20 protein-coding genes and 1 pseudogene are annotated in these 24146 nt (G+C 71.1%); 11 read left to right on the top strand and 10 right to left on the bottom strand.

The genetic code is table 11. From position 1 onward, the window contains the following. Nucleotides 1–86: 86 nt before the first annotated feature. The 7 genes and pseudogenes from D7X96_RS10590 to D7X96_RS10560 all read left to right on the top strand — a co-directional run bounded on the left by D7X96_RS10590 (nucleotide 87) and on the right by D7X96_RS10560 (nucleotide 7348). Nucleotides 87–1160: a glycosyltransferase family 4 protein gene (locus D7X96_RS10590; RefSeq protein WP_121769647.1), complete on the top strand. Its 1074-nt coding sequence runs from the start codon at nucleotides 87–89 to the stop codon at nucleotides 1158–1160. A 23-nt stretch (nucleotides 1161–1183) separates the two neighbouring features. Next, complete coding sequence (locus tag D7X96_RS10585) at nucleotides 1184–2323, top strand: CgeB family protein (protein WP_120551790.1); 1140 nt, start codon at nucleotides 1184–1186, stop codon at nucleotides 2321–2323. Next, nucleotides 2320–3420 (top strand): CgeB family protein, encoded by a 1101-nt coding sequence (locus tag D7X96_RS10580; protein ID WP_121723841.1) that lies wholly within the window; start codon nucleotides 2320–2322, stop codon nucleotides 3418–3420. Before D7X96_RS10585 ends, D7X96_RS10580 begins: the two co-directional genes overlap by 4 nt. Then, on the top strand, nucleotides 3420–4508 hold the full coding sequence (locus D7X96_RS10575; protein WP_244219527.1) for a CgeB family protein: 1089 nt from the start codon (nucleotides 3420–3422) through the stop codon (nucleotides 4506–4508). Before D7X96_RS10580 ends, D7X96_RS10575 begins: the two co-directional genes overlap by 1 nt. A gap of 25 nt (nucleotides 4509–4533) precedes the next feature. Beyond that, the gene (locus tag D7X96_RS10570) at nucleotides 4534–5832 is read left to right on the top strand and encodes a UDP-glucose dehydrogenase family protein (protein ID WP_121769643.1); all 1299 of its coding nucleotides are present in this window, start codon (nucleotides 4534–4536) and stop codon (nucleotides 5830–5832) included. A 43-nt stretch (nucleotides 5833–5875) separates the two neighbouring features. Continuing rightward, nucleotides 5876–6007: pseudogene (locus D7X96_RS10565) on the top strand (DUF3253 domain-containing protein); the annotation flags it as partial. A gap of 81 nt (nucleotides 6008–6088) precedes the next feature. After that, complete coding sequence (locus D7X96_RS10560) at nucleotides 6089–7348, top strand: saccharopine dehydrogenase family protein (RefSeq protein ID WP_121723843.1); 1260 nt, start codon at nucleotides 6089–6091, stop codon at nucleotides 7346–7348. 7 nt (nucleotides 7349–7355) lie between these two features. On the opposite strand, the gene D7X96_RS10555 is transcribed toward D7X96_RS10560, so the two are convergent. Continuing rightward, nucleotides 7356–8537, bottom strand: a complete 1182-nt coding sequence (locus D7X96_RS10555) for a bifunctional methionine sulfoxide reductase B/A protein (RefSeq protein ID WP_121769642.1) — start codon at nucleotides 8535–8537, stop codon at nucleotides 7356–7358. A gap of 186 nt (nucleotides 8538–8723) precedes the next feature. Between D7X96_RS10555 and D7X96_RS10550 the strand changes: the two genes are divergently transcribed. Next, complete coding sequence (locus D7X96_RS10550) at nucleotides 8724–9059, top strand: hypothetical protein (protein WP_147442923.1); 336 nt, start codon at nucleotides 8724–8726, stop codon at nucleotides 9057–9059. Nucleotides 9060–9065: 6 nt separating this feature from the next. Here the strand turns inward: D7X96_RS10550 and D7X96_RS10545 are convergent, their stop codons facing one another. Continuing rightward, nucleotides 9066–10571 carry an FG-GAP-like repeat-containing protein gene (locus D7X96_RS10545; RefSeq protein ID WP_158626570.1) on the bottom strand — a complete coding sequence of 502 codons (1506 nt, stop codon included), beginning with the start codon at nucleotides 10569–10571 and terminating at the stop codon, nucleotides 9066–9068. Between the two features lie 201 nt (nucleotides 10572–10772). Between D7X96_RS10545 and D7X96_RS10540 the strand changes: the two genes are divergently transcribed. Together D7X96_RS10540 and D7X96_RS10535 are read left to right on the top strand one after the other, a co-directional pair. Beyond that, the gene (locus tag D7X96_RS10540; RefSeq protein ID WP_121769640.1) at nucleotides 10773–11615 is read left to right on the top strand and encodes a class I SAM-dependent methyltransferase; all 843 of its coding nucleotides are present in this window, start codon (nucleotides 10773–10775) and stop codon (nucleotides 11613–11615) included. Between the two features lie 40 nt (nucleotides 11616–11655). Further along, nucleotides 11656–11940: a hypothetical protein gene (locus D7X96_RS10535; RefSeq protein WP_120551782.1), complete on the top strand. Its 285-nt coding sequence runs from the start codon at nucleotides 11656–11658 to the stop codon at nucleotides 11938–11940. On the opposite strand, the gene D7X96_RS10530 is transcribed toward D7X96_RS10535, so the two are convergent. From D7X96_RS10530 to D7X96_RS10495, 8 genes are all read right to left on the bottom strand, one after another. Further along, a complete protein-coding gene (locus tag D7X96_RS10530; RefSeq protein WP_121769639.1) occupies nucleotides 11928–12923 on the bottom strand; it encodes a FadR/GntR family transcriptional regulator in 996 nt (331 codons plus the stop codon). The genes D7X96_RS10535 and D7X96_RS10530 overlap by 13 nt on opposite strands. Nucleotides 12924–13632: 709 nt before the next feature. Continuing rightward, a complete protein-coding gene (locus tag D7X96_RS10525; RefSeq protein WP_121769638.1) occupies nucleotides 13633–15171 on the bottom strand; it encodes a DUF1501 domain-containing protein in 1539 nt (512 codons plus the stop codon). A gap of 12 nt (nucleotides 15172–15183) precedes the next feature. Further along, complete coding sequence (locus D7X96_RS10520) at nucleotides 15184–15843, bottom strand: hypothetical protein (RefSeq protein ID WP_244219526.1); 660 nt, start codon at nucleotides 15841–15843, stop codon at nucleotides 15184–15186. Next, nucleotides 15833–17251, bottom strand: a complete 1419-nt coding sequence (locus tag D7X96_RS10515; protein ID WP_120551779.1) for a hypothetical protein — start codon at nucleotides 17249–17251, stop codon at nucleotides 15833–15835. Before D7X96_RS10515 ends, D7X96_RS10520 begins: the two co-directional genes overlap by 11 nt. 81 nt (nucleotides 17252–17332) lie before the next feature. Then, nucleotides 17333–18346 carry an AAA family ATPase gene (locus tag D7X96_RS10510; RefSeq protein ID WP_120551778.1) on the bottom strand — a complete coding sequence of 338 codons (1014 nt, stop codon included), beginning with the start codon at nucleotides 18344–18346 and terminating at the stop codon, nucleotides 17333–17335. 75 nt (nucleotides 18347–18421) lie between these two features. Next, nucleotides 18422–19276 carry a glycoside hydrolase family 16 protein gene (locus tag D7X96_RS10505; protein ID WP_120551777.1) on the bottom strand — a complete coding sequence of 285 codons (855 nt, stop codon included), beginning with the start codon at nucleotides 19274–19276 and terminating at the stop codon, nucleotides 18422–18424. 24 nt (nucleotides 19277–19300) lie between these two features. Next, nucleotides 19301–20047 (bottom strand): Type 1 glutamine amidotransferase-like domain-containing protein, encoded by a 747-nt coding sequence (locus tag D7X96_RS10500; RefSeq protein WP_120551776.1) that lies wholly within the window; start codon nucleotides 20045–20047, stop codon nucleotides 19301–19303. Between the two features lie 10 nt (nucleotides 20048–20057). Beyond that, a complete protein-coding gene (locus tag D7X96_RS10495) occupies nucleotides 20058–21374 on the bottom strand; it encodes a family 16 glycosylhydrolase (protein ID WP_120551775.1) in 1317 nt (438 codons plus the stop codon). A gap of 90 nt (nucleotides 21375–21464) precedes the next feature. On the opposite strand from D7X96_RS10495, the gene D7X96_RS10490 reads away from it, so the two are divergent. After that, the gene (locus D7X96_RS10490; protein ID WP_121769637.1) at nucleotides 21465–24050 is read left to right on the top strand and encodes a LamG domain-containing protein; all 2586 of its coding nucleotides are present in this window, start codon (nucleotides 21465–21467) and stop codon (nucleotides 24048–24050) included. Nucleotides 24051–24146: the final 96 nt, after the last annotated feature.

The following is a 24146-nucleotide window of genomic DNA, read 5'->3' as shown; positions in this document are numbered from 1 at the left end:
GGGCACGGGGCGGGGGGAAACGCTTGAAGCCATCGACGTCCACCCCTGAGGCCGCGCGGCCACCGCCGCCCGTGCGCCGGGTGTTGATGACCGCCGACACGGTGGGGGGCGTCTGGTCCTACGCGCTGGAGCTGTGCCGCGCGCTCTGTGCCCGGGGCGTGCGCGTGGAGCTGGCCACGATGGGCGCGCCGCTGTCCTCCAGTCAGTGGCAGGAGGCACAAGCGCTGATGGGGCTCACGGTGCACGAGAGCACCTGGCGGCTGGAGTGGATGGACGCGCCCTGGGACGACGTGCGCGCCGCGGGTGAGTGGCTGCTGGAGCTGGAGGCCCGGCTGTCGCCGGACGTGGTGCACCTCAACGGCTACTGCCATGGCGCGCTGCCATTTCGTGCACCGGTGCTGGTGGTGGCGCACTCGTGCGTCCTCTCCTGGTGGGAGGCGGTGAAGCGCGAGCCCGCGCCAGAGCGCTACGAGCGCTACCGCGCGGAGGTGGCGAAGGGGCTCCACGCGGCCTCCGTCGTGGTGGCGCCCACGCGGGCCATGCTGGAGGCCGTCCGGCGGCACTACGGCGCGCTCCCCGACGCGCGGATCATCCCCAACGCTCGGCGCGCGGAGGACTTCGTGCCCGCCACCAAGGAACCCTTCGTGCTCGCGGCGGGACGGCTGTGGGACGAAGCGAAGAACCTGACCGCGCTGGAGGCCGCCGCACAGGAGCTTCCGTTCCCCATCCATGTCGCGGGAGACGCCACCCCGCCAGGCAACGGCGCGGTCGCGACGACGCGGAGCACCCGGCCCCTGGGCCACCTTCCGCCTCCCGTGCTCGCACGGTGGATGGCGCGCGCGTCCGTGTACGCGCTGCCCGCGCGCTATGAGCCCTTCGGCCTGTCCGCGCTGGAGGCCGCGCTCGCCGGGTGCGCGCTGGTGCTGGGTGACATCCCCAGCCTGCGTGAGGTCTGGGGAGACGCCGCGCGCTTCGTGCCGCCGGATGATCCCCGGGCCCTGGCACGGACCCTGCGCTTCCTCATGAGCCACCCCACGGAGCGCGAATCCCTGGCGGCGCGGGGCCGCCAGCGCGCGCTCACCTTCACCTCCGAGCGGATGGTGGAGGCGTACCTCCAACTCTACGCGGGCCTGCTCCGGCCCGAACGCCGAGTGTCCTGACGAACCGAGGAGTCCCACCACCCATGCGTGTCATCCTCTTCTGCCACTCCCTGCTGTCCGACTGGAACCACGGCAACGCCCACTTCCTGCGCGGCGTGGTGTCAGAGCTGTCCTCGCGAGGCCACTCCGTGCGCGTGCTCGAACCCGCGGACGCGTGGAGCTTCCAGAACCTCCTGGAGGAGCCCCTCGGCCTGGCCGCCCTCAACGAGGTCCGCGTCCACTACCCGCACGTGCGCCCGGAGCGCTACGTCCCCAACGCGCTGGACCTGGAGGCCGTGCTCGACGGCGCGGACCTGGTGCTGGTGCATGAGTGGACCCCGCCGGACCTGGTGCGCCGCATCGGGGAGCACCGCCGCGACGGCGGCCGCTTCCGGCTCCTCTTCCATGACACCCACCACCGGGGCGTCACGACGCCCGAAGGAATGGCCGGCTACGACCTGTCCCAGTACGACGGCGTGCTCGCCTTCGGAGACGTGCTCCGGGACCTCTACCTGGAGAAGGGCTGGACGCAGCACGCGTGGACCTGGCACGAGGCCGCCGACGTGCGCGTGTTCCACCCGCACCCGCGCAACCGCGAGGTCCGGGACCTGGTCTGGGTCGGCAACTGGGGCGACGACGAGCGCACGAAGGAGCTGGAGGAGTTCCTGCTGGAGCCGGTGCGCACGCTGGACCTGACGGCGCGGGTGCACGGCGTGCGCTATCCCGCCCCCGCCCTGCGAGCCCTCTTCGACGCGGGCATCGAGTACGCCGGCTGGTTGCCCAACCACCGCGTGCCGCTGGCCTTCTCCCAGGCGCGCGTCACCGTGCACATCCCCCGGCGTCCCTACGCCACGCGGCTGCCCGGCATCCCCACCATCCGCCCCTTCGAGGCGCTGGCGTGCGGCATCCCGCTGGTGTCCGCCCCCTGGGAGGACTCGGAGGGACTGTTCACCGCGGGCCGGGACTACCTCGTCGCCCGAGACGGAGCGGAGATGCGGCGCCACCTGGCCGCGCTCATCGCGGACCGGGAGATGCGGCACGCCTTCGCGGAGGCCGGCCTGCGCACGGTCCTGTCGCGCCACACCTGCGCGCACCGCGTGGAGGCCCTGCTGGGCATCTGCCAGTCCCTGGGCATGTCCTCCGACGTGCTCCATCCGCTGTCCTCCGAAAGGGTCCCCGCATGAGCCACGGCCTGCGCATCGCCTTCTTTGGTTCGAGCCTGGTGTCCGCCTACTGGAACGGCGCGGCCACCTACTACCGGGGCCTCATCCGCGCCCTGCACGCGCGCGGACACCACGTCACCTTCTATGAACCGGACGCCTACGGCCGGCAGCAGCACCGCGACCTGCAGGACCCGGACTGGGCCCGCGTCGTCGTCTATTCCAACGACCGGGGCTCCGTGGACGAGTGCCTGGACGACGCCTTCGGCGTGGACGTGGTGGTGAAGGCCAGCGGCGTGGGCACCTTCGACGCGTACCTGGAGGCGCAGGTGCTGGAGTTGCGCCGCTCCGGCACGCAGGTGGTGTTCTGGGACGTGGACGCGCCCGCCACGCTGGAGCGCGTGGCGAAGGACGCGAAGGACCTCTTCCGCCCGCTCATCCCGCGCTACGACCACATCCTCACGTACGGCGGCGGCGCGCCGGTGGTGAACGCGTACCGCGAGCTGGGCGCGAAGCAGTGCGTGCCCATCTACAACGCGCTGGATCCGGACACGCACCACCCCGTGCCGCCCGAGCCGCGCTTCGCCGGCGACCTGGCCTTCCTGGGCAACCGGCTGCCGGACCGCGAGGCGCGCGTGGACGCCTTCTTCCTCAAGGCCGCGGAGGCGCTGCCCCAGTCCCGCCTGCTCCTGGGCGGCAGCGGCTGGGAGGACCGCGTCGTGCCCGCCAACGTCGTGCGCCTGGGCCACGTCTACACGCAGGACCACAACGCGCTGAACTGCTCGGCGCGCGCGGTGCTCAACATCCACCGCGACAGCATGGCCCGCTTCGGCTTCTCACCGGCCACGCGCGTCTTCGAGGCCGCGGGCGCGGGCGCCTGCCTCATCACCGACGCCTTCGAGGGCGTGGAGCAGTTCCTGGAGCCCGGCCGCGAGGTCCTGGTGGCCCACTCCGGAGAAGAGGTCGCCGAGCACGTGAAGCGCCTCACCCCGGAGGACGCCCGGCGCATGGGGCAGGCGGCGCTGCGGCGCGTGCTGGCCGGGCACACGTACGCGCACCGCGCGCTGGAGGTGGAGGCGGCGCTGGGCTACCGCGCCCCGGCCTGGGGAGGACCGGTGTGATGGAACTCGCGCGCATGCACATCGTCATCCTGGGGCTGTCCATCACCTCCAGCTGGGGCAACGGCCACGCCACCACGTACCGGGCGCTGGTGCGGGAGCTGGTGCGGCGCGGGCACGACGTGCTCTTCCTGGAGCGGGACGTGCCCTGGTACGCCGCGCACCGCGACCCGGGCGGCACCTGGCCCGGGCGCACGGAGCTGTACGCCAGCCTGGACGACCTGCGCGAGCGCTTCACCTCCGAGGTCCGCAAGGCCGACCTCGTGGTGGTGGGCTCCTACGTGCCGCAGGGCGTGGACGTGGGCGCGTGGGTGCAGGGCACCGCGAAGGGCGTCACGGCCTTCTACGACATCGACACGCCCGTCACGCTGGCGAAGCTCGAGCGCGGGGACTTCGAATACCTCGCGCCCCACCAGGTGCCCGGCTACCAGCTCTATCTGTCCTTCACCGGCGGGCCCACGCTCCAGCGGATTGAACGGGAGCTGGGCTCGCCCGCGGCGCGGCCGCTCTACTGCTCCTGCGATCCGGAGCTGTATGGCCCGTGCGAGGGAAGGCCGCGCTGGGACCTGGGCTACCTGGGCACGTACAGCGACGACCGGCAGCCGGTGCTGGAGCGGTTGATGCTGGACGCCGCGCGCGGCTGGCCCGAAGGGCGCTTCGTCGTGGCCGGGCCCCAGTACCCGGAAGGCCTTGCGTGGCCGTCCAACGTGGAGCGCGTGCAGCACCTGCCGCCGCCGGAGCACGCGGCCTTCTACACCGCCCAGCGTTTCACCCTGAACGTCACCCGCGCGGACATGGTGCGCGCCGGGCACTCGCCGAGCGTGCGGCTGTTCGAGGCGGCCGCGTGCGGCGTGCCCATCATCAGCGACGCGTGGGAGGGGCTGGACACGTTCTTCACGCCGGGGCTCGAAATCCTGGTGTCGCACGACGCGCGGGAGACGCTGCGCTACCTGCGCGAGCTGCCGGAGTCAGAGCGCCAGGCGGTGGGCCAGCGGGCCCGGGCGCGGGTGCTCGCCGAGCACACGGCGGCGCACCGCGCGCGGACGCTGGAGCGGTATGCACGGGAGGCCGCGTCCGGCCGGGTGGCCTGAGAGAGCGGCGTGAAGGGGGAGCCGTATGCGGATCGCCGTCATCGGGACGGGCTATGTGGGGCTGGTCGCGGGCACGTGCTTCTCCGAGTCCGGCCACGACGTCACGTGCGTGGACGTGGAGAAGGCGAAGGTGGCGGCGCTCAACCGGGGCGAGCTGCCCCTCTATGAGCCGGGCCTGGAGGAGCTGGTGCGCCGCAACCGCGACGCCGGGCGGCTGCACTTCACCACCGACCTGCCCGAAGCGGTGGGAGGCGCGACGGTGGTGTTCATCGCGGTGGGTACGCCCATGGGCGAGTCCGGCGGCGCGGACCTGCGATACGTGCTGGCCGCGGCGGAGGCCGTGGGCCGGGCGCTCAGGCACTACACGGTGGTGGTGGACAAGAGCACCGTGCCGGTGGGCACGGCGGACCGCGTCCGGGAGGTCATCGCGCGCAACACCGGGCATGACTTCGACGTCGTCTCCAATCCGGAGTTCCTGAAGGAGGGCGCCGCGCTGGAGGACTTCCTCAAGCCGGACCGGGTCGTCATCGGCGCGGACTCCGAGCAGGCCCGCCGCATCATGGGCGAGCTGTACGCGCCCTTCGTCCGCACGGAGAGCCCCATCCTGTTCATGGACCCGCGCTCCGCGGAGCTGACGAAGTACGCGGCCAACGCGATGCTCGCCACGCGCATCTCCTTCATGAACGACGTGGCCGCGCTCTGTGAGCGCGTGGGCGCGGACGCGGACCAGGTGCGCCGGGGCGTGGGCGCGGACAAGCGCATCGGCTATGCGTTCCTGCACCCGGGCATCGGCTACGGGGGCAGCTGCTTCCCCAAGGACGTGCGCGCGCTGATGGCCACCGCGCGGGACGTGGGGCTGGAGCTGGACCTCCTGCGCGCGGTGGAGGCCACCAACGCCCGGCAGAAGAAGAGCCTGCTCGCGAAGGCGCTCCGCCACTACGGAGACGTGTCCCGTCACACCTTCGCGGTGTGGGGCCTGGCCTTCAAACCCAGGACGGACGACATGCGCGAGGCGCCGTCCGTGGACCTCATCGAAGGGCTGCTGGACGCGGGCGCGCGCGTGCAGTGCCACGACCCGGTGGCGGGCGAGGCCGCGCGGCGCTGCTTCGCGGACCGCGTGTCCTACGCCTCCACCTGCTACGACGCGGCGGAGGGCGCCGACGGCCTCTTCCTCGTCACCGAGTGGAGCGAGTTCCGCCACCCGGACCTGCGCCGCCTGAAGTCGCTGATGCGCCGCCCGGTCATCTTCGACGGCCGCAACGTCTTCGACCCGGAGCAGGCGCGCGGCGAGGGCTTCACCTACTTCGGCGTCGGCCGGGGTTGAAAGCCGGCGCGGCGGGACATCACCTGGCGCCGCAAGTGGGCGCGCGTCCATGGAGCCCGTGCGCGAGGCAGCACGCAGGCTCGTCGCTCGCGGCGTGCTGGACATCGTGCAGGGGGGCAGGGTGGTGGACCCATCCACCGCGCGCGGCCCCATCCGGCTGCGGCTGCGCCCCTGAGGCCCGGCCACCGGACAGGTCGTTCACGCGCGGTGCAATCGCGCTTGCGCGCACATGGAGGGTCCGGCTACGCGCCGCCCCATGGCCCACGACAAGAAGCCCGCGTTCGACATCATCCTGTGGGGTGCCACGGGATTCACCGGCCGCCTGGTGGCGGAGTACCTGGCGCGCACGCAGGACACCCACCAGGCGAAGTGGGCCATCGCCGGCCGTGACGAGGCGAAGCTGGACCAGGTCCGCTCGGAGCTGGCGAAGGTGCGGCCGGAGTTCGCGGACCTGCCGGTGGTGCTGGCGGACGCGAAGGACGCGGCCTCGCTGGACGCGATGGTGGCGAGAGCGCGCGTCATCATCTCCACCGTGGGCCCCTACGCGCGCTACGGCAACGAGCTGGTGGCCGCGTGCGTCCGCGCCGGCACGGACTACTGCGACCTGACGGGCGAGGTGCAGTGGATGCGCAAGACCATCGACACGCACGAGGCCCAGGCGCGGCAGACGGGCGCGCGCATCGTGCACACCTGCGGCTTCGACTCCATCCCCTCCGACCTGGGCACGCTGATGGTCCAGGACTACATGCGCGAGAAGCACGGCGGCCACTGTGACCAGGTGCGCTTCCACCTGACGCGCATGCGCGGCGGCTTCAGCGGCGGCACCATCGCCAGCATGATGGACACCCTGGCGGCGGTGAAGGCCGACCCGTCCCTCAAGAAGGTGCTCACCAGCGCCCACGCCCTGGACCCCGAGCCCTCCCGTGGCACCAAGGAGGAGCGCGACCTGGCCACGGTGAAGAAGAGCCCGGACACTGGCACGTGGACCGCGCCCTTCGTGATGGCCTCCGTCAACACGCGCGTCGTGCGCCGCTCCAACGCGCTGTTGGGCTACCCGTGGGGACGCGACTTCTTCTACTCGGAGGTCTCCGACTTCGGGCCCGGGCCCAAGGGCATGGCGCTGGCCGCCGCGACCACCGCGGGGCTGGGCGGCTTCATGGTCCTGTCCAACGTGGACCCCGTGCGGGAGCTGCTGGAGAAGCACGTGCTGCCCGCGCCGGGCCAGGGCCCGTCCGCCACCGCGCGCGAGCGCGGCCTCTTCGAGGTGCGGCTTTTGGGTGAAGGCCAGTCACCCAAGAGCGGCCAGCGCGTGAAGGTGGAGGGCAAGGTCGCTTCAGCCGGAGACCCGGGCTACCAGGCCACGGCGCGCATGCTGGCGGAGTCCGCGCTGTGCCTCGCCTTCGACAACACCCCCAAGCGGGGCGGTGTCCTCACCCCCGCGTCCGCCATGGGCATGGTGCTGGTGGAGCGCCTGCGCAAGGCGGGCATGACGTTCGAAGTGCACGACCGCGCTTGAGCGGGCCTCAGTCCCGCAGGTAGTGGCAGGTGTAGCCGCCGGGGTTCTTCACCAGGTAGTCCTGGTGGTAGCCCTCGGCGGGCACCCACTCCCCGGCGGCGGCAATCTGCGTGACGACGGGCCGGGACCACTTGCCGGACTTGTTCACGCGGGCCTTCACCGCCTCCGCCGTCTGCCGCTGCGCGTCCGACAGGTAGAAGATGGCGGAGCGGTACTGAGTGCCCACGTCGTTGCCCTGGCGGTTGAGCGTCGTCGGGTCGTGCATGCGGAAGAACCACTTCTCCAGCAGCGCCTCGTACGTCAGCAGCTTCGGGTTGAAGACGACGCGCACGGCCTCCGCGTGCCCCGTCTCCCCGGTGTGCACGTCCTCGTAGGTGGCGCCCCTCAACGCGCCGCCCGTGTAGCCAACCTCCGTGTCGATGACGCCCGGGATCTTCCGCAGGATGTCCTCCATGCCCCAGAAGCAGCCACCGGCCAGGTACGCCGTCTCGCGCGTGGCCTCCGTGGGGGCCGTGGCCTTCGCCAGCACGACGGCGCCCGCGGCGGGGGCGAGCGCGCCCTGGGGCTCACCCGGGGCCGCGCGGCCGAACGCCGGCAGCCACGCGCCATAGCCCTTCGCGGCCAGCTCGTTGACGGGGATGAAGCGCAGCGACGCGGAGTTGATGCAGTAGCGCAGGCCCGTGGGCTCCGGCCCGTCCTCGAAGACGTGGCCCAGGTGCGAGTCGCCGTCCTTCGAGCGCACCTCCACGCGCTCCATGCCCAGCGTGCTGTCTCGCTTCTCCACCACGTGGGCCTTGTCCAGCGGGCGGGTGAAGCTGGGCCAGCCGGTGCCGGACTCGAACTTGTCGCGCGAGGAGAACAGCGGCTCGCCGCTGACCACGTCGACGTAGAGCCCCTCCTCGTGGTTGTTCCAGAAGGCGTTGCGGAAGGGAGGCTCGGTGGCCTCGTGCTGCGTCACCTGGTAGGCCAGGGGGGACAGGGTGCGCTTCAGCTCCGCGTCGGACGGCTTCGCGTACTTGCGGCCGTCCTGCACCGGAGCGGACATGGTGGCCTGGGGCTTCGAGCCGGGCGGCGCGCCGCGTGCCTCGGTGCAGGCGCTGAGCACGGCGGCCAGCACCAGCGCGGCGGGCCACAGCCGGCGGGCCCAGGGCAGCCGGGTGGAAGGGGACACTGCACGGACGGAAGACATGGGTCGCGAAGCCTCCGGGCGCCGTCATGAAACAGGGCGCTCTTCCCTGAGTACGCGGGACCCCCGGGGACGGTTACCGCGAGCACCGGCCAGCCGGGCGGGCCGTCCCGTGGACTCCCGGAGGGCCGGGCAGTGGCCGCCCGGAACTGGAGGCGTTACGTTTCCCCACCACCGGGGAGGCAGCCGATGAGCCGGGCACGCGGACCGCGAGGTCCAATCGGGCGGGTGACGGGCATCTCGCGCGCGGAAGGCGCCAACGTCATCCTTCGCATCCGGGCCCTCCAGGGGGTGGAGGCCGCGGCGCCGGTGGCGGAGCGCAACGCGCCCCGGCGCTCCTTCGCGGAGGTGATGGAGCGCCACGCGCAGGGGCTGAACTCCGCGGAGCCCCTGCCGTTCCCCGTGGCGCCCAAGCCCCTGCCGCCGCCCGTGCGCGGCTACGAGGACGAAGAGGCGATGACCGCGGAGCCCGCCCCCGACACCTTCGTCGGGCTCATGTGGTCCAAGCTGAAGCGCTCGCGCTGAGAGCCCCTACCACCACGTCGCCGCGAGCCCACCCAGGGACACGTAGTCCTGGCTGGCGACGTCGTTGGCCGGGTGAGGATCCGCCGGGACGCTGAGCGTCCGGGTGGCGGTGATGCGGTAGGACAGGCCCAGGCTGGAGCGCGGCAGCGGCGCGGAGAACCGCAGGACGGCGGAGTCACCCACGGCGAGCGGCCCCACCTCGCACTGGAGCGCGCCAGCCGTCATCAGGCAGTCCCGGGTGGAGGCCAGCAGGCCCGGCGGCAGGGCCACGGTGATGACGGCGCGGGTGAGCGGATCCGGCCCGTGCTGCGTGACGGTGAGCGTGTAGTCCAGGCGCGGCGTGGCCCCGCCCTTCCGGGGGACGGCGGTGAGCGTCACCCCCACGTCCGAGGACGCGGCGGCCCTCAGCACGGACACGTCATGGCCCCGGGCATTCGCGGTGACGACGTCCGGCTTCAGGTCGCCGTCCAGGAGCCCCACCGCCACCGCCGAGGGCCCATCCCCGGTGGGAAGGCGCGTGGGCGCGCCGAAGGCGCCACGGCCCAGGCCGGGCAGGAGGGACACGGTGTTCTCCGCGGAGTTGGCGGTGATGAGGTCCAGCGTCCCGTCGCCGTCGAAGTCGCCGGCCGCGACGAAGTACGGCCCGCCCTCCACGGGGAAGTCCTGACGGGAGGGGAACGCGCCGGTGCCGTTGCCGCGCAGCACGGACACGCTCCGGCTCCGGAAGTTCGCGGTGACCAGGTCCAGCTTCCCGTCGCGGTCCACGTCCTCCACCGCGATGGAGTAGGGCGCGTTGCCCGTGGCGTAGTCGCGGCGAGGCTGGAACGTCCCGTCCCCGTTGCCGAGCAGCACCGACACCGTGTCCACGAAGTTCGCGGTGACGAGGTCCGCCTTCCCGTCGTGGTTGACGTCACCCACCGCGACCGCGAACGGGTTGGTGCCGGTGGCCACGTCCTTCTGGGGCACGAACTGGCCCGAGCCCCGGTTGAGCAGCACCGACACGGAGTCGTCCAGCGCGTTGGCCGTCACCACGTCCAGCTGGCCGTCACCGTCGACGTCGCCCACGTCCACGGACGAGGGCTCCGCGCCCACGGAGTGGTCGGTCCGCGAGCCGAACGTCCCGTCGCCGCGCCCCAGGAGCACGGACACGGTGCCGCCGTAGTGGCTGGTGACCGCGTCCAGGTGGCCATCCCCGTCGAGGTCCCCCACCGCGACGGCGCCGGGAAGCGCGCCGGTGGACTGCTCCATGCCGGCAGCGAACGTCCCGTCCCCCAGGCCGCGCAGCACGGACACGGTGCCCGCGGTGTGGTTGGCGGTGATGACGTCCTGACGCCCGTCCTCGTCGAAGTCGCCCAGGGCCACGGCGCGCGGGCCCCGCCCCGTGGGTGAGGCCCGGGGCCCGTCCAGCAGCGGTTGTGGCGAGCCGACCACCATGCGCGGCAGGGCCGTGGCCATCAGCGCCAGGACGCTGAACAGCAGCACGCCCGCATGAGCCATTCGTGGGTGTCGCATGTCCTTCCCCCTCTTCATCCACGGCCTGAACCGGCAAGGCCGTATGAACGCGGTTTCCATGACATCCCCGCGTGATGGGAAAGAAGTAAGAAGGGGCGCCGGGTGGGGCCATGCGTCGCGGGTGTCGGACGGGTGGCGGGGAGTGGACAGGGGAATGCTCCCGGAGGGACGGCTTGCGCGCGGGGTAGGCTGGACCGGTCCATGTCCCGTCCGTCCGAAACGCCGCCTTCCGCCCGCCAGCCGCTGGTGGTCACCACATCGGACCGGGTGGACGCACCGCTCGCACAGCGTGCGCGGAGCGCGGCGGAGGAGGTGGGGGTGCCGTATGTGGAGCGTCACCACAAGCTGCCCCTGAAGAAGCTGCTCACCGACACGGCGGACGCGCTGGTCGTCTTCGAGTCCACGGCGGTGTCCCTGGTGGACGCGGAAGGCACGCTGCGCTTCTCACCGGGCCTGGCGCACCTGCGGGTGAAGCAGCTGGATGCGGGCGTGATGGAGGACCAGTTGGTGCGCGTCGCGGGGCTGCGCGAAGGGGAGCGCGTGCTGGACTGCACCCTGGGGCTGGGCGCGGACGCGCAAGTGGCGGCGAGGCTGGTGGGGCCGGGCGGGAGCGTCACCGCGCTGGAGAAGAGCCCGGCGCTCTACCTGCTGGTGCGTCACGGACTGGAGGGGCTGGAGCGCCACCCGGCCTCCTGCCCGGTGCAGGTGGTGCACGCGGACGCGGCGGCGTATCTGCGCGCGCTGCCGGACGGTGCGTTCGACGTGGTGCTCTTCGATCCGATGTTCGAGCGCGAGCGCAAGTCCTCCGCCGCGTTCGAAGCGCTGCGCCGCCACGCGGACTATTCGCCGCTGACGCGCGACACGGTGGACGAGGCCCGGCGCGTGGCACGCCGGTGGGTGGTGCTGAAGGGCTCGCGCTACTCGAAGGACTTCAAGAAGCTGGGCATCACCCCGGAGCCCGCGAGGCCCAACGCCACGGTGTTGTGGGCCCGACTGCCCGGCTCGGGGAATCCAGTACATCCTGGTGGGGCCGGAAGTCCCTGATAGCGTCCCGGACGGCAGTGACTCACACCGGGAGCGACACATGAAGACGCTGAAGCGCGGGCTGTTGCTGATGGGCTGTCTGCTGGGGACCGTGGGCTGTGGCGTGGAGGCCCCCGAGGAGGGCGCTCCGGTGCAGGAGGACGCGCAGGAGGTGTCCGCGCAGGCCGGCTGCATCCCCGGCCAGACGCGCACCATCAAGGTGGGCTGCTGCACGCCCACGCTGGAGCGCCGGCAGAATCAGATCTGCACCAACTCCGCGGGCTCCTGGAGCAACTCCGGCTCCAGCTACTGCGGCGGCTCGACCCTGAACTGCTACGGCGGCTGAGCAGGATGATCGAGGCGCGGTGACCCCTTCTGGGCGGAAGCAACGTTCGCGCAGGGGGGTCCACAGGGCCTCGTGGGTGGAGCGTCGGCGTGAAGGAGGCCGAGCCCATCCCCTCTCTCTCGGGTCGTAAGCTCCGGCGCAACGGGACCGAGGCTCCGCCCCTCGACGCAAGGGCATGCCTCAGGCGCATCATCCTCCGGCTCGACGGCTGCCACGGGCGCACCGAGGCTGCCCTCTTTGATGGGGTGGGCCTCGGGGGCCGCGGGTATCCGAGGCGCAGGTGCGAATGCATCCAGTACAAGGTCATCGTGTGCCTTCATCAGCGCCGGCAGGTCGTGCTGAATGGCCCGCGTATCGCGATCATGCAGGGCATCCTTCGCGCAGTTGGCCCACTGGCGCAGCGGCTCACCTCCCAGAAGAGGCAGCAACTGGGCCGCGCCGACCATGAAGGCCCGCTGCAGGGACTGCACGAGGAGCACGTGCCCGGGCCGGTCCGCTACCCGGGCCGCCAGCCGCAGCAACTCGAATTCCACCTGGGCGCAGGAAGCCCCCGACTCCCAGCGCGCCGCGTCCCAAAGCCCGAAGCAGATGCTCCCCAGTTGGTCCAGGTCCCGCTTGGAGGCCCGTGCGCAGCAGTCGGACAGGAGCTCCACCAGCACCTGCCGCCGGAGACTGAAGTAGCCCTCCAGGAGCCACCGGGCATCCGGCGAGCGCGTGTCATGCAGCGCCAGGCCCAGGTTCTCCAGCGACAGGGACTCATCCAGTGGCACCGCGCGCGTCTTGCGTCCAGGCCGCTGCACCACCACGCCCCGCGCCGCCAGCCGCCGCAGCGCTTCACGCGTGGTGCCCCGGCAGACGTCATAGTGACGCGCCAGCTTCGCTTCCGAGCCGAACTGCCCGCTCGGGTGAATCCGTCCCAGCGCGATGTCGCGCTCAATCTGCGCTTCCACGTACGCCACGAGCCCGCCGTGTCCCATCCCCATTCCCCCTCCTCGTCACAGCATGGCCATCCAACCACAGGGGTCTGACATGGACGCGTGAGGCCCCCTCCGGAGCCGGACGAAAAAAACCTGTCCGACTGTCGGACAGGTTTTTCGGCAACCGCCCCCGGGCGGGCGTCTCTGCCCGTGACTCACCGTGGCATCTGCCCACGAATGGCAGCGTGCCCCTGGCGGCAATCGCTGTCACGGGCCTCATGCGCCGGAAGCCGGTCCGACAGTCGGACTGGTTTTGAGGGAACCCGGTTCAGGTAGGGGCGTCCGGCCGCATCCCTTCTTGGTGCCCGCGAGTACGTCGTTGCACGCTGCCGGGTGGGTGTGGCCTGGGACTTCATTTGGCGGAAACCTGTCTGACTGCTGGACCGATCTGGCGGCGCCCGGGTCTGGCCAAGCGCCTCTTCGCGTGGCTCTGTCCTGACGTCCCTGCCGGCGCATCGGTCGCGGGCCACCGCTGCACTCCGTGATGCACGTGTCCTTGGCTTCATACGGCGCGAACCTGTCCGACTGTCGGACAGGTTTTGATGGAACCGGGCCCGGGCGGGCAGCTTCATCCGTGGACCGGTTTGACGCCCGTCCATGCACGACGTCGCGGCTTATTGCCGCGCTCTGCGATGTGTCTGTCTTCACGGAGAGATTCGGATCGCAGGCTTGCTGGCGACCTGATTGGCCAGCGCTTCTGGCGGGCGGGAACGCCTCAGGCCCGCTTGAAGGCGCTGGCGTCCGGCAGACCGCTGCCGCTCAGGTCCGCGCCCATGGCGGTGAGGACTCCGGAGAAGATGTCCGGCTCGTTGGACGTGAGCTTTCCCGGCTGCGGCGCCCCAGTGCGCGCGTCGAAGCCGTAGGTGAGCGTGGTGTTCGGATCCACGCCCCCCAGCACGGTGTTCCCCTTCACCATGGGCGACAGCAGGAGGAAGCCGTTGTTGAGGTCGTGGCCTGAACCGAACTCCGTGGCGCCGGAGGGCCGTGGGCGCGTGCGGCCGAACTCCGTGGCCACGTAGATGAGCGTGCGGTCCCACATGGACTCGCCCGTCTGCGCGTCGAAGGGCTCCGCCTTCAGCAGCGTGATGAGCGAATCCACCGTGGACAGGATGCGCGCCCACATGAAGGCCTGGCCGCCCCGGTGGTCGTTGTGGCTGATGTCGAACGCGAGCGGCGGATTGGCGATGCCGTTGGGCCCGCCCACCGCGACGTTGAAGTCCGGCCCCAGCGTCACCGACACGGACACGCGGTACTTGAGGAGCAGGAACGCGAGCGCCGCCTGACCCTGCACCGGGTCGGTGAAGAAGCCGGGGAACACCTCGCGCAGCCGCGCCCCGTCCGGTGAGCTCGCAAGTCCGTACTTCGACAGCGGGATGGCCGGCAGGTCCGGCAGGACGTTGAGCTTCGTGATGAGGTCCAGCGCCTCCAGCTTCGGCTGCTGCACGCCGCGCTGCTCGCTCCAGCGCTTCAGCGCGGCGCTGTCCTGGAACGTGCGGCCGAAGATGGACTTGGAATCCAGCGCGTCCCGCGTGCTCCGAGCCAGCGCGATGACGTCCTTCGACGGCGCTCCCGCGATGCCTCGCGAGCCGTCCAGGCCCAGGGGCCACAGGGACGGGTTGACCACGGGCTCGCCGAAGCAGGACAGGGGCAGGCTGTCATCGGTGCCACGCTCGGCGTAGCCGCCGGTGCCCATGTTGACGTTGGGCAGCGGCATGCCGTTTCCCCACTGGAGCGCGACGGCCTCCTGGAGCGTGCGGCCCCGCCAGGCGCCGTTGCCGGTGAGCGAGCGCTTCTGCGCGATGCCGTGGTTCACGGACGTGCCCACGGAGGTGGCCACCAGCATCTCGTGCGCGTGCTTCTTCACGAACGCCAGCTGGTCGGTGTTGACCGGGATGTTGATGCTCCCCAGCCGCGAGTTGCTGTACTTCACCGCGCGGAACGGGCTGTCCGCCACGCCCTGCACCTGCGCGTCCGGGAAGGTGTTGAGCCCCGCGGCGTTGGCGGACTCGGACTGGCGCACCGCGAGGAAGCTGTCCACGATGGACGCGCCCCCCGCCGCCCCGATGACGATGAGGAACTTCGGCTTGCCGTCGAGCCTGTCGCGCTGCTGGCCCAGCTTCTCCAGGGACTCAGGCGTCTGGAGCGAGTCCCGGCAGCCGGAGAGGAAGGGCGCAAGCGTGGTGCCCGCGGCGCAGAGCGACAGGGCTCGCAGCATCTCGCGGCGCGACAGCCGGCCCGTGGTCTTGAGCGTCATGGCGTGGGTTCCTCAGTAGAAGACGGCTTCGGCGGAAGAGAAGACGGCGAGACACGCGGCCTGCATCCAGGCGACGCCCGGAGTGGCCACGCCAGTGGCCTGCACGTCGGCGGACAGCCGGACCAGCGTGTCCCGCTCGTCCTGCGTCGGGTCTCGCAGCCACGCGCGGCGCACCAGGGACGTCACCGCCGTGGCCACGGCGGGGCTCGCGGCATCCGCCAGCTTGCCGTCCGCGGTGAGCACCACGCCCTTGAACACCACCGCGGAGGCAGGCGTCTTCACGTCCAGCGCGATGCGCGCGTTGCACGCGGAGAGCACGGTGCGCTCCACGGCGATGGGCGTGGTGGCGCCCGTGACGGAGGCGGTCTCGTAGACGCTGTGCTCGTAGGGGTCCACGCCGCCCAGCGCCACGCCGTGCACGTTCTGGCAGGGGTACTGGCCCAGTTCGTTGCACACGGACGCCGCGGGTAGCTCCAGCGCCTGGGCCAGGTCGAGCGACAGGCGCTCGGGGCCCTTGAAGCGCAGGTTCCCCTTCTGGGACTTCGCGACGCCGCCGTCCCACACGGGCGTGACGCCGGGGTTCGCGTCCGGGCCCAGGTCGACTGCGGGCGGGATTGTATCGGAGCAGCCCGTGAGGAGCAGACAGGTCAACAGCAGGCGTTCAGGGCGCACCGTAGGCCTCCGTGCGGATGAGGTCGTGAAGCATCTTCTGCACGCGGTAGGCGTGCGTGGTGCGGAAGGCCTGCCAGGTGCGGACGAACTCCTCGTTCTCTTCAGGCAATGGCGCGTGGCCGACGAGCAGCTTCCAGTAGTCCGTGACGGTGGAGATGGCGAAGGCGTCGCTGTTGGCGGCGACCCGGGCCCAGTCCATGAGGGTGTTCACCGGCTGGCCCAGGATGACGCCCTGTTCCGGCGTGTTCTTGAGCGTGGCCACTTCGTTGGGGAACAGCAGCTCCAGCCGGTTGGGGATGTAGCGGTTGGGCAGCCCGCCCAGGCCGTTGTAGTTGCGGTACGGATACGACAGCGGATCCAACGTCGCGTGGCACGCGGCGCACTGGGGCGCCTGGACGCCCTTGGCGTCGTAGTCGCGCGGCTCGTTGGGGACGCTGTGCAGGCCCTCCTGCTTCGCGATGTCCAGGCCCAGGTACGCGCGGTACATCTGCGACGCGGCGTTGCGCGGCAGCGCGGTGAACATCACGAACGAGGTGAGCGTCCACGCGGTCGTCATGTTGCCGGCGCGGCGCGAGGCCTCCACGAACTGGGACGACAGGCTGTTGGCGGCGCTGTACGTGCTGCCTGAGCGCTTCACGTAGAAGTTGGCGGTGAGGACGTCGCGAGCGTCGTGGTCGTCCGTCTGGGACCAGGCGAAGAGGGCGTAGTCGTCGTAGTAGTCCGCCAGGGGGATGATGCCTGCGTCCTCGCCGGACTTGATGGAGCCGACGGGGCGGATCTTGGGGTGGGCCACCTTCCAGAGCTGCCCGTGCTTGCCGCGCCAGAAGTCGGACTGGAGGCAGCGGTCCAGCTCCTGGTCGATGAAGGCGCGCTGCTTCTCCTCGCTGCCCAGCTCCCGGAACGTGGCCACCTGGGCGTAGGTGGGGGACGTGCCGCAGAAGTCGCTGAGCATGCGGCGGTACGCGAACCGGGTGTCGTACTGGCAGACCTTGAACTGGGGGTTCTCCCCGCCGCCGCACACGCCGCTGGGCGGGACGCTGGAGGCGTCGCCAGGGAGCGAGCCCTGCTCGACCTCGAACTGGTTGGGGGCGCCGTCGCCGTCGGTGTCCTGGGTGGCGATGGCGCGCAGCGCGGCGGGGAGGGCGGCGGCGAAGTCCGCGTCGGAGAGGGGGCGCGGCTTGCCGGGGGCGAGGTGCGGCTCCAGCGCGGCGCCGTAGCCGTTCCGCTGGGGCGGGGCCACGTGACAGTAGGTGCAGGCGGGCTGGGTGCCCTGGCACGCGGGCGCGGTGGGATTTTCAGCGCAGAAGGCGCCAGGGCCAGTGGGCATGGCCACGGCCGGAGTGGCGAACCCGAGCAGCAGCAGCCCGGGCAGCAGCCATCGGCGCGGGGGTGGGAAGGGGAGGGGCACACGGGCTCCAGGAACGTTTGCTGTCTGGACACCGCGGCGCGGAAAAACAGAAAGCGCTTCGGAAAATCGTGGTCGCCCGGCTCACCAGGGCCGCCGCTCGATGAGGTGGCGGGCCTGGGGAGAGGGGGCGAGGAACGACACGGGCGCACCCGCGACGCGCTCCAGTTCCTCCAGGTGATGACGGGCCGCGTCGGTGAGCTGGTCGAAGCGCCGGGCGTTCCAGTTGGTCGCGCTCAGGTCCCCCGCGAGCACGAGCGCCAGGTCCGTGGGGGCGTTGAGTGAAGCCGCCTCGCGCAGTCCCACCCAGTCGAACGTGTGGCCCTCCGAGCGGCACACCATGACGGTCCGCCGCACCCGGCCCGGAGCGATGCCCGCTGTCTGGAGACAGCCGCTCGCGCAAGGCCCGGCGCCCTCGACGAGCACGCGGTGGCCCCGGGCGAAGGCGTCCTCCAGTTCCTCGCGCGAGGGCTTCGGAGCCGACCGGAGGAGGACGGCGTAGTGGGGGGCGAGCTGCGCCGTGAGCGGACGCAGGTCCACGTCGCCGGAAGGCCCCGGGATGATGAGGTCCACGAGCCGTTCGCCGGGCCGCCCATACAGCCCGAGCCGGCTGGCCACCCGCACGAGCACCGCGTCGGGCGGAGTCCTCGCCGTGTCCACCACGAGATTCGCCAACGAGGCCAGCGGGTGCACCGCGCGTTCGGCGGGATGCGCCCAGGCTGCCTCGAAAGGGTCCGGCTCCGCGTAGCGCAAGGCCTGCTCCGGCTCGGGGACCGCCAGGTGGACGTGCACGATGCGGAGCCCGGGAGTCGTGCGCAGGGCATCCAGCTGGGCCTCGCTGCTCGCGGCATCCACGATGATCAGCCTGGAGGCGTGCAGCGCCGTGCGCACGTCCTCCGCCAACCAGCGCCCACCCGTGTTGCTGTCCAGCGTGAGGCTCAGCTCCTGGCGGGCGCGCCGCGAACCCTCACCGCCGTGCTTCCGCAGGAAATCCTCCGAGTGGAGATGCCGCGCGCCGAACCGCCGCGCGAGCCCCTGCGCGAGGGTCGTCTTCCCCGCGCCGATGGGCCCCGACACCACCACCACCGTGACCGCCATGGCTTGTTCCTCCCGAGGAGGAACACCCTAGAAACCCTGTCGCGGTGCGGACCATCCCCCGTTGGAGGGATGGCGTCAGCGCTTTTCGGAGACGCGCACCCAGTCCACTTCCATCGTCTGCGGCGCGTTGCGCACCAGATCCACCGTGGACCGAGGCACGCCGAAGTACGGCTCCTTCGTCTTGTTCACGCCCTCCGGATACCCGCCGCCCACCGCGAAGTTGAAGATGATGAAGAGGGGCTTGTCGTAGGCCCACGCGCCGTGGCGCTCCACCTCCTCGCGCGTGGAGGTCTTCACGCGCTCCCCGTCGATGTACCAGTGGATGGCCTCCGGCGACGTCTCCACGCCGTACTCGTGCCAGTCACTCACCGGCGTGCGCGGATGGAAGCGTCCGTTGATGGGCGTGTTGCCGCTGTAGCCCGGCCCATGCAACGCGACGGACACCCAGTCGCCGTAACCGACGTTCTCCATGATGTCGAGCTCACCGCACGCCGGCCACCCCGTCTTGGAAATGTCCGCGCCCAGCATCCAGAACGCCGGCCAGAGCCCCACGCCCACCGGCAGCTTGATGCGCGCCTCGACGCGGGCGTGCGTGAACTCCCGCTTGCCCGCGCTCTCCACCCGGCCGGACGTGAACGGATAGCCATTCGCCGTCTCGAAGCGCGCCGTGAGCTTCAACGTGCCGCCGCTCACCGACACGTTGTCCGGCGACGTCGTGTACTGCTGCTGCTCGTTGTTCACGTGCACGTCGGTCTGGATGCGCCAGTTGCTCGCGTCCACCTCCGAGCCGTTGAACTCGTCGCTCCACACCTGGACCCAGCCGGCGTCCCTCCCGGCCACCGCTTCCGCGCGCTTCGGCGCCCCCGCGCACGCGGACAACCCCGCCGCCAGCGCCCAGACCGCCACGGTCCTGCCCGTGCTCGTCGCCATCACGTTCCTCACCAAGGGAGTCACCTACTGGAGCGTCCGCCGGTCCACCGGCGCTTCGGGCGGCTCACCCCGGTACGGCGTGGCCGGAGGCATCAGCAGCGATTCGTGCAGCCGCCCCTCCACGTCCACCGTCACGTCCACCACCGTCTGCCGCACGGGCTCCACGCTGCCATCCGCGTGCAGCAGCACGCCGCCCCCCTGCGGAATGCCCAGCCCGCGCGTGGGCAGCCCCATGCGCCGGACGGCGAGCTTGAGGCCCGGCCACTCGGGCGGCTCATGCACGCCGATGAGGTAGGGCACCAGGCCCAGCGTGGGAAAGGGCTCGCCCTCACCGGGCAGGTCTTCACACCACGCGCCCAGGCCCAGGTGCATGGCCCCGGCGGACACGCCCATCAGCACGGCGCCGGCCTGGTGCCGCTCGCGGAGAATCGCATCCACGCCGTGCGCCTGGAACGCGTTCCAGCCCACGCGCGGGTCGCCGCCCGCCAGCAGGATGACGTCCGCCTCCTTCAGCCACGCCAGGTCCTCGCTGGACGGCGCGGCCGGGATGCTGCGGCTGCGCGTGAGGCCAATGCCTTCCATGGCCGCGACGAAGATGTCGTAGAACTCCGGCACGTCGCCGTTGGACGCGCCCAGGTACGCGGCCCGCACCGGCGGCACGCGCAGCTCCGCGCCGGTGAGCACGCGCACGTAGTCCAGGAAGGGGCGCCCCTCCACGCGCCAGAACAGCGGAGCGCTGTCAGCCAGCAGGAGGAGGGGCGGGAGCGTCATGCCCTCAAGCCTACCGCCACTGGTAGGCGCGCACCCAGTCCACTTCCATCGTCTGCGGCGCGTTGCGCACCAGGTCCACCGTGGACTGCGGCACGCCGTAGTACGGCGTGGAGGCGCCATTCACGCCGAAGGGATAGCCGCCGCCCACCGCGAGGTTGAGGATGATGTACAGGGGCTTGTCGTAGGCCCACGCGCCGTAGCGCTGCACCTCCGTGCGCGTGGTGGTCTTCACCAGCGCCCCGTCGATGTACCACTTGATGTCCGACGACGAGTACTCCGTGCGGTACACGTGCCAGTTGCTCACGCTGGACGACGGATAGAAGCGCCCGTTGATGGGCGTGTTGCCGGAGTAGCCCGGGCCGTGCAGCGCTCCGGACGTCCAGTCGCCGTAACCGACGTTCTCCATGATGTCGAGCTCGCCGCACGCGGGCCAGCCCACGGAGTTGATGTCATTGCCCAGCATCCAGAACGCCGGCCACAGGCCCGCGCCCACCGGCAGCTTGATGCGCGCCTCGACGCGGCCGTGGCTGAACTCGCGCTTGCCCGCGCTCTCCAGGCGGCCGGAGGTGAACGGATAGCCGTTGTTCCACTGCAGGCGCGCGGTGAGCTTCAGCGTGCCGTTGCTCACGGAGATGTTGTCGCCGGAGTTCGTGTACTGCTGCTGCTCGTTGTTCACGTGCACCGTGGTGTTGGGCGTCCAGTTGGCCGTGTTGACGCTGTTGCCGTCGAATTCGTCGCTCCAGATCTGCACCCAGCGGTCCTCGCCGCCCCCCACGACGCCAAAGGAGAACGCCTCCCAGCAGCCGGCCGTGGCGCGGTTCGCGTACAGCGGCGCGCTGGCCCCCTGGTTCGCGTCCGCGGACACGTACTGGCCCGTGCTCTTGGCGCGCAGGCCCACCGAGCCGTCCGCGAAGGGCACCCAGGTGAAGCGCTCCCAGTCACCCACCGCCGTGCGGAAGCCCGTCACCTGTCCGCCCGCGTTCGGATCCGCGGACACGTACAGGCCCGTCTCCACCACGCGCAGGGAGATGAAGTCGTTGCCCGCGTCCGCCACCTGGAACTGCTCCCACCCCTGCGCGCTGTCGCGGTTGGCCACGAGCGGCGCCGTCGCCCCCAGGTTCCGGTCCGCGGACACGTACTTCTGCGTCGCACACGCCTTCAGCCACACCGTCTGCCCCAGCGGCGCCGCCGTGGCGGACTGCTCGCGCTCCGCCACCACCGGCGTCGTCAGCGCCGCATCCCGAGCCGGTGCCGTGCCCTCACCACAGGCCGTCAATCCCAGCACCGCCGCCAGCGCCCACAGCGTCTTCCTGGCACTCGTCGCCATCGTCTTCCTCGCAGGTGTGTCCAGCCCCGACAGGGAGCGGGAACCCGGCCCCCTTCAGGCCAGGGATGAAAATGGCTTAACCTTATTTCCATGAAAAAGTCACTTAGTGGGGCGCTGGGTGTGTTGCTCGGGACGGCGCTCGCGGGGCTGCCCGGGGCGGTGTTCGCGGAGGGCCGGCCGTCGCTGGTGAACACGCGCATCGGGACGCCCTTCGGGGCGAACGGGCACTCGTCCACGGTGGACGGGCGCATCTTCGTGGGCAACATCCGCGAGGACCCGGCGACCACCACGACGACGTGGATTGCCCGGGTGTTCCGTCCGGAGGCGGTGACGTACGACCCGGCCGGCAAGCCGTCGTTTTCACAGGCCTTCTCCGCCGGGAAGACGGTGGCCGTGCGCAACGGAGAGAACGCGCTGGCGTTCTGCTTCACCCACCCCGCCCAGCCCTACGCGCTGTCGAGCGGCGTCGCCGTGTACCAGCCGTTCATCTTCGACTCGATGATGTTCAACGGCGACAACGTCTTCCGGCGGCGCACGACGGACATCCGCGTGTCCCAGCCCTTCACGACGTCCGCGGAGGTTGCGTCGTTCAGCACCGGCCCGCTGGAGACGCTGCGCACCGTCACCGGCGCCACGATTCGCGGCATCGAGCCGACGATGACGTCCGACGGCCGGCTGCTCATCTGGCAGGGTGGGCCCGCGAACAATGGCGCCATCGACCACATGATGTACGCGTACAACCCCACGCCGTGCGCGGCCTCGGGCTGGAGCAACCCGCGTCCGCTGTCGATGATGTTCAACGACACGAACGCGGGCGTGAAGCGCTACCCGCTGTCGTGGAAGCGGCTGAAGGCGGCCACGGGCGAGGACTTCGGCGACACGACCTCCGGCGCGCTGGTGCGCGGCGCCTACGCGTGGGTGGACCACGAGGGCCGCAACCTCCTCTACATCGCCGTCACGTACACGGACGGCGCACGGCGCGAGGCGGTGAGCCTGGTGGGCGCGGACACGAACTGGACCGCGTACCACATCGATGGGGCCATCAACACGGACCGCATGGACATCGCGCACCTCTTCTATTCGGGGCCCATGTGGAACTTCGAGCAGGAGCGCCTGCCATCGCAGAGCTTCCCGCCCGGACAGAGCAACGCCGCGCACTATCTGCCCGTCACCAAGACGCACGACGTGCTGGCCCTCTTCGGCAGCAACACGTCCGACTACAACGAGGTGGACCTGGGCGAGCTGATGGACCCCTTCCACCTGCTCTTCCTGCCCATGAACGAGCTCGTTACGCGCGCGGGCGCGTATGACCTGACGCGCACGCCGGACCTGTCCGGCCGCTTCTTCACCGGCACGCTGGTGGGCGGCGCGTCCATCTCGCCGGGCAACGCGCTGACGCGCGCGTCGCCAGACTCGCTGTGGCAGCCGCACGGCAAGGGCAAGGCGCTGGTGCTGCCCGGCGGCGGTGCGCTCCAGGTGAACCTGGCGGACCCCTCCGGCACGGTGCCCGGCGTGGGCGCGTTCGTGCGCGGCCTGTCGGTGGAGTTCGCGGTGCGGCCGGACGCGGACATCCAGCAGGGGTGCACCAGCGGCAATCCCTATCGCTACTTGATGCAGAAGGCGGGCGGGCTGGACGTCATCTACGAGGCCAGCAACCAGGTGCAGTTCTCCCTGGTCGTCAACGGTCAGCGCGTGCGGCTGGGCGGAAGCCCCGTGCTGCCCGTGGGGCAGTGGAGCCACCTGGCCTATACGTGGGACGGCACCACCGGCGCCTTCACCGAATACCTCAACGGCGTGCCCACCAACCGCGCGCTGCCCGTCGCGCCGGGAACGGCCCGGCTGGGCACGGGGACGCTCTACCTCGGCGCGGGCTCGAACCTGGACACGCAGCGCTGCCCGGCCAATGGCGAGGGCTCGTTCCGGGGCGCCATCGACGAGGTGCGCATCTTCTCGCACGCGCGCTCCAACCGGAGCATCTGCATGACCGCGCACGGCGCCAACTGCCGCGAGGAGGCCATCCAGCACACGCCCTCCGCGGGCCAGTTCGTGATGAGCGCCCAGGCGCCCGCGTGCACGGGCACCAGCGCCCTGGGCTCGGCGGCGTGCCTGTCCGCGATGCACCGCGTGTGCGCGCAGCGGGGCGCGAGCGATGCGCTGGCGAACACGTCCAACACCTGGAACACCATCCTGCAACTGGTCAGCAACCGGCCGCCCATCTCGCTGGCGGGCGTGCCGGTGTCGTCCACCGCCACGGACCTGACGGTGGCGTGCGCACCCATCCAGCATGAGAGCGTGGCGGTGACGTTCGAGGAGTTGTCGCGCATCCACGCGGGCTGCACCGACGAGCGCGGCGTGACGAGCACCCACTGCGCCGCCGCCGCGCACCGCTTCTGCAACAGCCAGGGCTGGACGACGGGGCAGGTGTTCGAGGTGACGTCCCGGCCGTGGGTGGGCTGCTTCAACTCCGGGCTCCAGACGGACGTGGAGAAGTCCGTGCTGGGGCCGGTGTCCAACCTGGGAGACTACACCGCGCCGGGGTCGCGCCTGGAGGTGAGCCAGTGGTGCCGCACGCAGGGCTACGGGGCCGGCGTCGTGCAGGAGATTCCTGCCGCCACCAAGGCCCATGTGCACTGCTTCCAACCGGCGGTCACGGCGGCGTGGAAGTACCAGCCGTAAGGCATTGGGGGACGTGACAAACCCTTGCGTTTGGAATGGGACAGACTTGCCTGTCATGGCGAGCCTGTCCCGTTCCAATTCCTTGCAGGGGGAGTG

This window comes from Corallococcus interemptor, from assembly GCF_003668875.1.
Classification (GTDB): domain Bacteria; phylum Myxococcota; class Myxococcia; order Myxococcales; family Myxococcaceae; genus Corallococcus; species Corallococcus interemptor.
Note: the sequence above shows the minus strand (reverse complement) of the source record. Positions and strands in the feature narration are given on the sequence as shown.

Excerpts from the sequence above, each read along its gene's own strand:
- D7X96_RS10590 (WP_121769647.1), top strand. The coding sequence starts at position 87 with ATGACCGCCGACACGGTGGGGGGCGTCTGGTCCTACGCGCTGGAGCTG.
- D7X96_RS10585 (WP_120551790.1), top strand. The coding sequence starts at position 1,184 with ATGCGTGTCATCCTCTTCTGCCACTCCCTGCTGTCCGACTGGAACCAC.
- D7X96_RS10580 (WP_121723841.1), top strand. The coding sequence starts at position 2,320 with ATGAGCCACGGCCTGCGCATCGCCTTCTTTGGTTCGAGCCTGGTGTCC.
- D7X96_RS10575 (WP_244219527.1), top strand. The coding sequence starts at position 3,420 with ATGGAACTCGCGCGCATGCACATCGTCATCCTGGGGCTGTCCATCACC.
- D7X96_RS10570 (WP_121769643.1), top strand. The coding sequence starts at position 4,534 with ATGCGGATCGCCGTCATCGGGACGGGCTATGTGGGGCTGGTCGCGGGC.
- D7X96_RS10560 (WP_121723843.1), top strand. The coding sequence starts at position 6,089 with ATGGCCCACGACAAGAAGCCCGCGTTCGACATCATCCTGTGGGGTGCC.
- D7X96_RS10555 (WP_121769642.1), bottom strand. The coding sequence starts at position 8,537 with ATGTCTTCCGTCCGTGCAGTGTCCCCTTCCACCCGGCTGCCCTGGGCC.
- D7X96_RS10550 (WP_147442923.1), top strand. The coding sequence starts at position 8,724 with ATGAGCCGGGCACGCGGACCGCGAGGTCCAATCGGGCGGGTGACGGGC.
- D7X96_RS10545 (WP_158626570.1), bottom strand. The coding sequence starts at position 10,571 with ATGCGACACCCACGAATGGCTCATGCGGGCGTGCTGCTGTTCAGCGTC.
- D7X96_RS10540 (WP_121769640.1), top strand. The coding sequence starts at position 10,773 with ATGTCCCGTCCGTCCGAAACGCCGCCTTCCGCCCGCCAGCCGCTGGTG.
- D7X96_RS10535 (WP_120551782.1), top strand. The coding sequence starts at position 11,656 with ATGAAGACGCTGAAGCGCGGGCTGTTGCTGATGGGCTGTCTGCTGGGG.
- D7X96_RS10530 (WP_121769639.1), bottom strand. The coding sequence starts at position 12,923 with ATGGGGATGGGACACGGCGGGCTCGTGGCGTACGTGGAAGCGCAGATT.
- D7X96_RS10525 (WP_121769638.1), bottom strand. The coding sequence starts at position 15,171 with ATGACGCTCAAGACCACGGGCCGGCTGTCGCGCCGCGAGATGCTGCGA.
- D7X96_RS10510 (WP_120551778.1), bottom strand. The coding sequence starts at position 18,346 with ATGGCGGTCACGGTGGTGGTGGTGTCGGGGCCCATCGGCGCGGGGAAG.
- D7X96_RS10505 (WP_120551777.1), bottom strand. The coding sequence starts at position 19,276 with ATGGCGACGAGCACGGGCAGGACCGTGGCGGTCTGGGCGCTGGCGGCG.
- D7X96_RS10500 (WP_120551776.1), bottom strand. The coding sequence starts at position 20,047 with ATGACGCTCCCGCCCCTCCTCCTGCTGGCTGACAGCGCTCCGCTGTTC.
- D7X96_RS10495 (WP_120551775.1), bottom strand. The coding sequence starts at position 21,374 with ATGGCGACGAGTGCCAGGAAGACGCTGTGGGCGCTGGCGGCGGTGCTG.
- D7X96_RS10490 (WP_121769637.1), top strand. The coding sequence starts at position 21,465 with ATGAAAAAGTCACTTAGTGGGGCGCTGGGTGTGTTGCTCGGGACGGCG.